Below are 8,962 nucleotides of genomic sequence, written 5' to 3'. Positions count from 1 at the left end.
GACGCCAGAACGACCAGCCAGTAGATCAGCCAGAACGAACCCGACAGACCGACAATCACCATTGCGATCACGATAAGTACACCGGCGATCCCGCAGGCTGCACATGCTTTGAGCCAGTCGCGCCGCGCATCCTTCTCGGTAGGGGACCCGCTGGATGACATCGGACGTGCCGTTTCCGCGCCACTACCTTTGCCTCCGCCGTATCTGCGCAGGAACTTCGCGTCCATGGCGCGCACGATGGCGGGACCGAACATCACCGTGAACCCGACGTACACGGTCGCCAGGCCGTGGAAGAACGAGGCGTCGGCTCCTCGGTGGAGGTCGATGTACGTGAGTGCGATGAGAACGATATCGACGACAGGGGTCAGCGCGAGTAAGACCAGCCCGAGCGTCTTCTGCCGAAGCGCGTAGCGCGCGAATAGGCCGGAAAGGAGGAAGACCCAGAACAGGATCTCGGCACAGACGATGGCGAGTGCAATCACGTGGCTACCTTGGGGTCTGATCTTTTTCGGCGTGCGCCGCCACGCTATCGAATTCGCCCCGTTCCGGGGCGGATGCCGAGTGAGTATGCGTTTACCTGCAGCGATGGTGGGTGTGAATGTGGGGCTGCGCCGCGCGAAAAGTCGGAGTGGCTGCGTATCTTTGTTTCGGTTGTGTGGTTTCGGGTGCGCGGGAGTTGGCGCGGGAGCTTGCCCTGACACTGCGTCAAGGTTGCACGATGGTCGGGCCGGGACTGGTGCGTGCGAAAGAGCCCGGAATGAGAAATTTTATCGACGAAAAGAGTTAGCCACCATGGAAATGATCAGGGCGCGAGGACTGGAGCAGACGTTCCAGACCCGCCGTGGCAAGGAGAAAGTGGACGTCAAGGCGGTCGACGGGATCGACTTCGACGTCGCCGAGGGCGAGATCGTCGGCTTTCTCGGGCCCAACGGCGCCGGGAAGACGACGACGCTGCGGATGTTGACCACCCTGCTTCGCCCGACGGCGGGCGAGGCGAAGGTTGCGGGGTACGACGTCATCAAGCAATCGCGCGAGGTGCGCCAGAATATCGGCTACGTCTCGCAGGTCGGTTCGACCGGCAACGAGGTTCGCGCGGGCGAGGAGATCGTCGACCACGGGATGCTGTACGGGCAGGGCAAGAAGGAGGTCACGGCGCGGGCGAAGGAGCTGTTCGAGCAGCTGGACCTCGGCGGCATGTGGGAGCGCAAGCCGTCGAAGATGTCCGGCGGGCAGCGGCGGCGGCTCGATATCGCGATGGGCCTGGTGCACCAGCCGAAGCTCGTGTTCCTCGATGAGCCGACGACCGGGCTCGATCCGCAGGCGCGCGCGAACCTGTGGCAGCACATCCGCGAGCTGCGCGAACGCCACGGCGCGACGATTGTTATCACGACCCACTACCTCGACGAGGCCGATGCGCTCAGCGACCGGCTCGTCGTGATCGACCACGGCAAGATCGTCGCCTCGGACACGCAGAAGAACCTCAAGGCGCAGGTCGCCGGGGATCTCGTGGTGCTCGAGCTGGCGCGGCCGGGCGACGCCTCGCGGGCGGCGCAGGCGCTCGAGCGCGCAGGCGCCGAAGGTGAGGTGGAGATCGCGGATGCGCGGGTCAGCGCACGCGTACCGAGTGCGGGTGCCGCGCTCCCGGGCCTCGTCTCGACGCTCGATTCGGCGGGCATTGCGCTCGAGTCGCTCGACGTCACCCACCCCACGCTCGACGACGTGTTCCTAGAGCTGACCGGCCGATCCCTGCGCGAGTCGTAGGGCGAGATTTGAGGAATAGAACCATGCGATTCTTCCAGGACTCATTCATTATTTTCCGCCGGCAGCTGCGCATCAACCTGCGCAATCCCGCGTGGATCATGATCGGGATCATGCAGCCGGTGCTTTATCTGCTGCTGTTCGCGCCATTGCTCGAGCCGTTGACGGCGCAGTTCGGCGCCGTCAATGCCTACACGTTCTTCGTGCCCGGACTGCTCGTGCAGCTGGGCCTGTTCGGCGCGCTGTTCGCGGGCTTCGGGCTGATTGCCGAGTGGCGCGAGGGCGTTATCGAGGCCGAGCGGGTGACGCCGGCCAACCGCACGGCGCTGCTCTTCGGCCGGCTCATGCGCGATGTGCTGCAGATTTTCGTGCAGGCGTTGATCCTCGTGGGGCTCGGCTACGCCTTCGGGATGGACGCGCCGCTGCTCGGAGTGGTGCTCGGCATTCTCATCACTCTGCTGACCGGCGCGGCCGCGGCCGGCGCGTCCAACGCCTTGGCGCTGACGGCGAAGAGCGAGGACGTCATGGCGCCGCTGACCAACATGTTGATGATGCCGATCCTGCTGCTCTCGGGCATTTTGCTGCCGATGACGATCGGTCCGGAATGGCTTCAGCGGGTGTCTGACTTTATGCCTACGCGGTACATCGTCGACGGCGTGCGCGGGGCGTTCGGTGGAACGACCTTCGATACGACGACCCTGTGGGCGGTGCTCTGGGCGGTGGCGATGTTTATCGCCGGCATCGCATGGGGCACGCATGTGTTCCGGAAGGAGAATGCGTAGGTCTTCGCGTTCGGGTGACCTGAAATCCACCCTTGCCCTCCATATCGAAAGTCGATATTATCGAAAAACGATACATCGACTTTCGATATGGAGGGTTTGTTATGGATACCGAACGAAGGGCGGAGAAGTCCCGGAGACGCGATATCGGCGCAAGCATTTTCGCGTATGCGATTTCGGGCGTTGTTCTCGTCAACTATGTGGCCTCGATTTTCATCAAGGGTGAGTTCGACACCTCGCTCGGGGATGCGTTGGGCGGCGGTATTCCGATCGCCGAGCTCACGACGGGACAAGTGGTGATGTACGGGCTCGCGGTCGGAGTCAAGGCGCTTGCGTTGGCTGCGCTGATCGTGGTGCTCACGCTCGCCGCCCGGAACATGCTTCGTGGGGAGTTCTTCACGCTGGCTAACTCACGCTATTTCTGGGCTGCGACTCTTATTCTCCTGGCGGGAAGCGTCGGCTGGTTTATCGAGGGAATGGCAGACAATTGGTATTCGTCCTCGATCGATTTCGACCGGTGGTCCGGTTTCGCGGCAAAGCCCCCGGAGTTTGTGGTGTTCTATGTGTTCTTGTTGACGCTGAGCCTGATGGCCGTCGCCGTGCGCCGCGGCGTGCGAATGCAGGAGGACGTCGATGGTCTCGTCTGACGAACTTGGAACCCCGGGAGTTGTGTGCCACATCGACCGGTTGGTCGCCGAGCGTGGCATCACGTTGGCGGCTCTCGCCGAGCAGGTAGGGGTTACCCCGGTGAATCTCTCGGTGCTCAAGAACAATCGCGCGAAAGCCGTCCGGTTCTCGACGCTCGCCGCGCTGTGCGAGGCGCTCAATTGCCAGCCGGGGGATCTATTCACCGTCGAGTGAACACCGGCGTCCGACGTCATGGGTGGGGTGATTCGTTCGCTAATTCGATGTCTGTCAATATAGATGTATGTCGAATCAAGATCGAGGTGCAGACGCCGCCGTGCGATGTTCCCCTCTCGTGCACGAACCGCTCTCGGCGGACGAGGCCGCGCGTCGGGCCGGGATGTTCAAGGCGCTCGCGGACCCGGTGCGGCTGCAGCTGTTCAGCGTGATCGCGAGCCACGCCGGGGGAGAAGCGTGCGTGTGTGATCTCGCGCCGTTCGTCGACGTTTCCCAGCCCACCATCTCGCACCACCTCCGGGTACTCAGGGAATCGGGGCTGGTCGCCTCTGAGCGGCGTGGGACATGGGTGCATTACCGCGTGGAGCATGCGGCGACCGGCGAACTCCTCGGAGCTCTCGCGGGTGCAGGAGTTGCCGCGGGCGCTGCGGAGATCGCTTCATGACGGCGCCGGAAGCACCGCAGCCCGAGGCCGCGAGGTTGTCCACCACCGACCGCTACCTTCCGGTGTGGATCGGTGTGGCGATGATTGCGGGTCTCGCGCTCGGGCGCCTCGTCCCGGGGTTCGATTCCGCGGTCGGCGCGGTCGAGATCGACGGCGTTTCGCTCCCGATCGCCCTCGGGCTGCTTGTGATGATGTACCCGGTGCTCGCGAAGGTTCGGTTCGACCGGATCGATTCCGTGACCAGCGACAGGCGCCTTCTCATCGCGTCGCTGATGCTCAACTGGGTTCTCGGCCCGCTGCTGATGTTCGCGCTCGCGTGGCTGATGCTGCCCGATCTTCCGGAATATCGCACCGGCCTCATCATCGTCGGGCTCGCGCGCTGCATCGCGATGGTCATCATCTGGAACGACCTCGCCTGTGGGGATCGCGAAGCCGCGGCGGTGCTCGTCGCGATCAACTCGATCTTCCAGGTCGTCATGTTCGCGGTGCTGGGGTGGTTCTACCTCTCGGTCCTGCCGGGCTGGCTCGGTCTTGACCAGGCGACTCTCGACGTCTCGCCCTGGACGATCGCGAAATCGGTGCTGATCTTTCTCGGGATCCCGCTGGTCGCGGGGTTTTTGAGCCGATTCCTCGGCGAACGCGTCCGCGGCCGCGAGTGGTACGAGGAGCGCTTCCTGCCGAAGGTCGGCCCGTGGGCGCTCTACGGCCTGCTCTTCACGATCGTGATCCTGTTCTCGCTCCAGGGCGATCAGATCATCGACCGCCCACTCGACGTCGCGCGGATCGCGTTGCCGCTGCTGGCGTACTTCGCACTCATGTGGGGAGGCGGATTCGCGGTCGGCATCGCGCTCCGCATGAGCTACGAGCGCACGACCACGCTCGCGTTCACGGCGGCGGGAAACAATTTCGAACTCGCCATCGCGGTCGCCATCGGAACGTTCGGAGCGACGTCGGGACAGGCGCTTGCAGGAGTCGTCGGGCCGCTCATCGAGGTGCCCGTGCTTGTCGGCCTCGTCTACGTGTCGCTGGCATTGCGGTCGCGTCTGCGCACGAAATTCGAGTCGCCGACTCGCGCCAACTACTGAGCCACTCACGCTGGATCGAAGGGGAAAGCCCATGTCCGAGACACCATCGGTGCTGTTCATCTGCGTGCGCAACAGCGGGAAATCGCAGATGGCTGCGGGACTCATGGCGGCGCGGTGGGGGAAACGCGTGCGCATCGACTCCGCCGGAACACAGCCGGGCACCGGACTCAATTCGGAGTCGGTCGAGGTGCTCGCCGAGGTCGGGGTCGACATCGCGGCCGGCGCGCCGAAGCCCGTTAACCCGGAGCTCCTCGCCGCCGCAGACCACGTCATCGTTCTGGGCGCTGAGGCGCAGGTTGATGCGGGGTTCGCGCGCGTCGAACGCTGGGTGACCGACGAACCCTCGCAGCGCGGGATCGAGGGGCTCGAGCGGATGCGGCTCGTCCGCGATGACATCGCCGCGCGCGTGGAGGAGCTTGCGGCCCGTCTGAGTTAGAGGCGGCGTTCGGTTCACAACCGGTGGCGGTCCAGGAATGCGCCGATCTTTCCAATCGCGCCGGCGAGGGTGTCCATGTCCGGCAGGCAGGCGATGCGGAAGTGGTCCGGGTTTGGCCAGTTGAAGCCGGTTCCGCGCGTGACAAGCACGTGCTCCTCGCGCAGCAGGCTGAGGGCGAAATCGTCGTCACCGGCGAAGTCGAACGCGTCCGGCTCGAAGCGCGCGAAGCAGTACAGGGCGCCCTTTGGGGCGACGCAGCTGACGCCATCGATCTCCTCGAGAAGCGCGGCGCTCGCCGTCACCCTGCGTTCGATGGAGCGGCCGGGGTCGACGACGCCGGGCAGCTCGTCCGCGCCGATCGCGAGCGCGGCGGGAATCGCGTACTGGCCCGGAACATTCGGGCACACGCGCATGTTGGACAGCAGGCCGATGCCCTCGAGAAGGTCGCCGGCGCGCTCGGTTGGGCCCGACACCGCGAGCCAGCCCGCGCGGAACCCGCAGACGCGGAACGACTTCGACAGTCCTCCGAAGGTCATGCACAGCACGTCCTCGCCCGCGTGCCGCGCCGCATGGTGGTGCGTCGCGCCCTCGAATACCAGGTGCTCGTAGATCTCGTCCGAGAGCAGAATCAAGTCATGACGTCGGGCGAGCTCCGCCATCCCGCGGACCGTGTCCTCGCTGTACACGGCCCCGGTCGGGTTGTTCGGATTAATCAGGACGAGCGCCTTCGTGCGATCGGTGATCTTCCCGGCGATGTCGTCGAGGCTCGGATTCCAGTCGTTGGCCTCGTCGGCGAGGTAGTGGACGGGGACGCCGCCGGTGAGGTTCACCGCGCCCGTCCACGTCGGGTAATCCGGCGCGGGCACGAGAATCTCGTCGCCCGGGTTAACGATCGCCTGCAGCGCGAGCGTGATGAGCTCGGAGACCCCGTTGCCGAGGAAGATGTGGTCGACGTCGATGTCGGGGATTCCGCACGTGGCGTAGTACTCGGCCACGGCCCGGCGCGCCGGTTCGATGCCCTTGGAATCCGAATACGCCTCTGCCGGCTCGATGCTGGTGGTGACCGCGTCGACGATGTCCTGGCGTGCGGTGAGCCCGAAGGGATACATGTTGCCGAGGTTGAGGCGCAGGATCTCGTGCCCCTCGGCCTCCAGTCGCGCCGCCTCCTGCAGGATTGGCCCCCGCACGTCGTAGGTGACGTCGGCGAGACGGGTCGACTGGGCGAACTGCTTCTGCGGCATGTGGGACCTCCTGCGGGTGGTGCGGGTGCGCGCTCGGGCGCTGCTGGTGACCAGTCTGGCTGCAAAGTGGACTCGCGGGAAGGTCCAATTATTCACAAAAACGTGAACCACTATGCTGGCGCCATGAGTGGGACGACGCCAGATGAGTAGGACGACGCGGCACGTGCACTTGGCGTTGGGCGAGGTCTCCTCGGCCCCGGATGTCGTGGACGCAGTGGTCGCGCAGATCGCCGCGGGCGCGCTCGGCGACGGCGACTGGCTGCCCGCCTCGCGCGCGCTTGCGGCGCAGACGGGCCTGTCGCGCGGGACGATCGTGCGTGCGTACGACGAGCTCTCGGCGGCAGGGTTCATTTCCACGCGCGCAGGCTCGGGGACGCGGGTGAGCGACGGCGCCGGGCAAGCCGCGCGGGCGGGTGCTCGTGCGGGTGCTCGGGCCCGAGGACGACCCGAACCCGCAGCGCCGGCGGCGCCCGAACCCGGGCGGGCGCGGAGTCCGCGGGATCTGCGGCCGGGGATTCCAGATGCGACGCTCGTCGACGAGAAGGCGTGGCGGCGGGCGGTGCGCGCGGCCGCAGGGGCGTCGCTCGTCGGCGTCAACCCGTGGGAAGAACCGAGCGCGAATCTGCGACGCGAGTTGCGCGGGCACCTGCGACGTCATCGGGGATTGCAGGCGGCCGACCCGCTGCTGTTCGACAGCTCGCGCTCCGCGGTGGCGGCGCTGTGTGCGGCGTTCTGCGCTGAGGCTGGGGGCGCGGCAGAAGAAGGGGATGCGGTCGCGTTCCACCACGAAGACCCCGGCTACCGCGGTGCGCTGCTCATGGCGCGCGAGGCCGGGCTGGACGTGCAGCTTCATCCCGCCGAGGCGGAGGGACTTGACGCGGCGCGGCTCGGGCGGCGGCGGTCGATCGTTTTTGTGACGCCGGCGCATCAGTATCCGCTCGGCCACCGGATGAGCGTGGAGCGGCGGGTCGCTCTCGTGCGATGGGCGCGCGCGACGGGATCGCTGATTATCGAGGACGACTACGACGGTGAATACCGCTACGGGGTCGCGCCGCTGCCCGCGCTGGCGACGCTGCCCGGGGCCGAGGGGCACGTGGCGTACGTGGGAACCTCGTCGAAATCGGTGGCGCCGGACCTGCGCGTTGCGTGGTGCGTGGCGCCGGAATACCTGCGCAGGGAGCTGCGGCGATGGCTGGCGGTGCACAGGCGCGGGCCGTCTGCGCTGCCGGCGGAGGCACTAGCCGCGTTCATTTCCGACGGCGCGATGAATCGACATTTGTCGAGGGCGGCGCGCGTGTATTCCGACCGGCGCGCGCGGCTCGTGGCGGCGCTTCGGGCGGAACTCGCGGGGCTTGGGCGTCTAGGCGGCGAGGCAGGCGAGGGCGTGGAGATCGTCGGGGTCGAGGCGGGCCTGCATTTGTGCGTGCTCACGCCGGGCGTGGACGACGATGCGCTGGTGGTGGCGCTCGAAGGCGACGGCTGGCGGGTACGCGCGCTGAGTTCGCAGTCCACGAGGTTCCCGTTGTCCGGCGTCATACTGAATTATTCGAGGCTGCCGGGCGGGGGAGCGCGCGAATTCGCCTCGGCGTTCGGCGCGCATGTTCGCGCGCTCGCCGAACGCCGAGGCGAATGATCGGGGTGAGGGAGCGGAGCTAGTTCTTCTTGGCGGACTTCTTGGCCCGCTTCGCTTCCTTCTTCTCCTTGCGCTTCTTGCCGGCTGCGGACAGGAAGGCAAGCGTTGCGGTGGCCGACAACGCGCAGAGGACCGCAGGGGCGGCGTACACCTTGGCTTCGTCGCCGGCGCGGATGTGCTCATTGACGGCGAGCGCCATGGTCGTGGCGAGGGCAGCCGAACTGGCGGCCCCGACAAGCGGGAACTTGTTGCCTACGACGAGACCACCCACGCCCGCGAGCTCGGCCGCGCCGATGAGCTGAAACTCGTCGAAGGAGTAGCCGAGGTGCTTCGCCGACTCGACCATCGCCTCCTGCTCGGAGACCTTGGCGTACCCGGCTCCGCCGAACGCGGCGCCGAGGATGGCGGTGTGGGCGAGGGTGAGTGCGGTCATGTGAGCTCCTTTTATCGCGCGGGATTGCGAATTTCGGCCCAGTGTAGTCGCGCGGCTACAGCCCGTGCTTGCGGTGGACGAGGTTCTGCATGATCTCCAGCGGCAGCGCCCGCTGTGCCGAGAACGCGAACGGCGCGGACGAGCCGGCCGCGTAGAAACTGGCCGGGCGCTTATCGTCGATCGCCTTGAACAGCTCGGCGACGAGCTCCTGTGTGGAGATTCCCTTCGCCTCGTTGGCGTCGAGATTTGTGATCATCGTGTCGAACTCGGCCGCGTATAGCCCGTCGGGGT

General features: G+C 66.3%; 11 protein-coding genes and 1 pseudogene. 8 read left to right on the top strand and 4 right to left on the bottom strand.

The genetic code is table 11. From position 1 onward, the window contains the following. The coding region (locus K8V11_RS01225) for a hypothetical protein (protein WP_303910388.1) at window positions 1-482 on the bottom strand (482 nt) is incomplete at its 3' end. 316 nt (window positions 483-798) lie between these two features. On the opposite strand from K8V11_RS01225, the gene K8V11_RS01220 reads away from it, so the two are divergent. The 7 genes from K8V11_RS01220 to K8V11_RS01190 all read left to right on the top strand — a co-directional run bounded on the left by K8V11_RS01220 (window position 799) and on the right by K8V11_RS01190 (window position 5,364). After that, window positions 799-1,761 carry an ATP-binding cassette domain-containing protein gene (locus K8V11_RS01220; protein ID WP_303910389.1) on the top strand — a complete coding sequence of 321 codons (963 nt, stop codon included), beginning with the start codon at window positions 799-801 and terminating at the stop codon, window positions 1,759-1,761. 23 nt (window positions 1,762-1,784) lie between these two features. Next, window positions 1,785-2,540: an ABC transporter permease gene (locus K8V11_RS01215; RefSeq protein ID WP_303910387.1), complete on the top strand. Its 756-nt coding sequence runs from the start codon at window positions 1,785-1,787 to the stop codon at window positions 2,538-2,540. Between the two features lie 101 nt (window positions 2,541-2,641). Then, a complete protein-coding gene (locus tag K8V11_RS01210) occupies window positions 2,642-3,184 on the top strand; it encodes a hypothetical protein (protein WP_303910386.1) in 543 nt (180 codons plus the stop codon). Then, window positions 3,171-3,398, top strand: coding sequence for a helix-turn-helix transcriptional regulator (locus tag K8V11_RS01205; protein ID WP_303910385.1), 228 nt, complete (start codon window positions 3,171-3,173; stop codon window positions 3,396-3,398). The genes K8V11_RS01210 and K8V11_RS01205 overlap by 14 nt, the downstream gene beginning before the upstream one ends. Window positions 3,399-3,465: 67 nt before the next feature. Further along, window positions 3,466-3,843, top strand: a complete 378-nt coding sequence (locus K8V11_RS01200; protein ID WP_303910384.1) for a metalloregulator ArsR/SmtB family transcription factor — start codon at window positions 3,466-3,468, stop codon at window positions 3,841-3,843. After that, window positions 3,840-4,928 (top strand): ACR3 family arsenite efflux transporter, encoded by a 1,089-nt coding sequence (arsB, locus tag K8V11_RS01195; RefSeq protein ID WP_303910383.1) that lies wholly within the window; start codon window positions 3,840-3,842, stop codon window positions 4,926-4,928. The genes K8V11_RS01200 and arsB overlap by 4 nt, the downstream gene beginning before the upstream one ends. A gap of 31 nt (window positions 4,929-4,959) precedes the next feature. After that, window positions 4,960-5,364, top strand: a complete 405-nt coding sequence (locus K8V11_RS01190; protein ID WP_303910382.1) for a low molecular weight phosphatase family protein — start codon at window positions 4,960-4,962, stop codon at window positions 5,362-5,364. Window positions 5,365-5,378: 14 nt separating this feature from the next. Here K8V11_RS01190 and K8V11_RS01185 read toward each other — a convergent pair whose 3' ends face one another. Next, on the bottom strand, window positions 5,379-6,605 hold the full coding sequence (locus K8V11_RS01185; RefSeq protein ID WP_303910381.1) for an aminotransferase class I/II-fold pyridoxal phosphate-dependent enzyme: 1,227 nt from the start codon (window positions 6,603-6,605) through the stop codon (window positions 5,379-5,381). 163 nt (window positions 6,606-6,768) lie between these two features. On the opposite strand from K8V11_RS01185, the gene K8V11_RS01180 reads away from it, so the two are divergent. Then, complete coding sequence (locus K8V11_RS01180) at window positions 6,769-8,238, top strand: PLP-dependent aminotransferase family protein (protein ID WP_303910380.1); 1,470 nt, start codon at window positions 6,769-6,771, stop codon at window positions 8,236-8,238. Between the two features lie 19 nt (window positions 8,239-8,257). Here K8V11_RS01180 and K8V11_RS01175 read toward each other — a convergent pair whose 3' ends face one another. Both K8V11_RS01175 and K8V11_RS01170 read right to left on the bottom strand, forming a co-directional pair. Further along, window positions 8,258-8,671: a DoxX family protein gene (locus K8V11_RS01175; RefSeq protein WP_303910379.1), complete on the bottom strand. Its 414-nt coding sequence runs from the start codon at window positions 8,669-8,671 to the stop codon at window positions 8,258-8,260. 55 nt (window positions 8,672-8,726) lie between these two features. Beyond that, window positions 8,727-8,962 (bottom strand): annotated as a pseudogene (locus K8V11_RS01170) (short-chain dehydrogenase/reductase); the annotation flags it as partial.

It is taken from the genome of Dietzia timorensis, assembly GCF_020742175.1.
Lineage (GTDB): Bacteria > Actinomycetota > Actinomycetes > Mycobacteriales > Mycobacteriaceae > Dietzia > Dietzia timorensis_A.
Note: the sequence above shows the minus strand (reverse complement) of the source record. Positions and strands in the feature narration are given on the sequence as shown.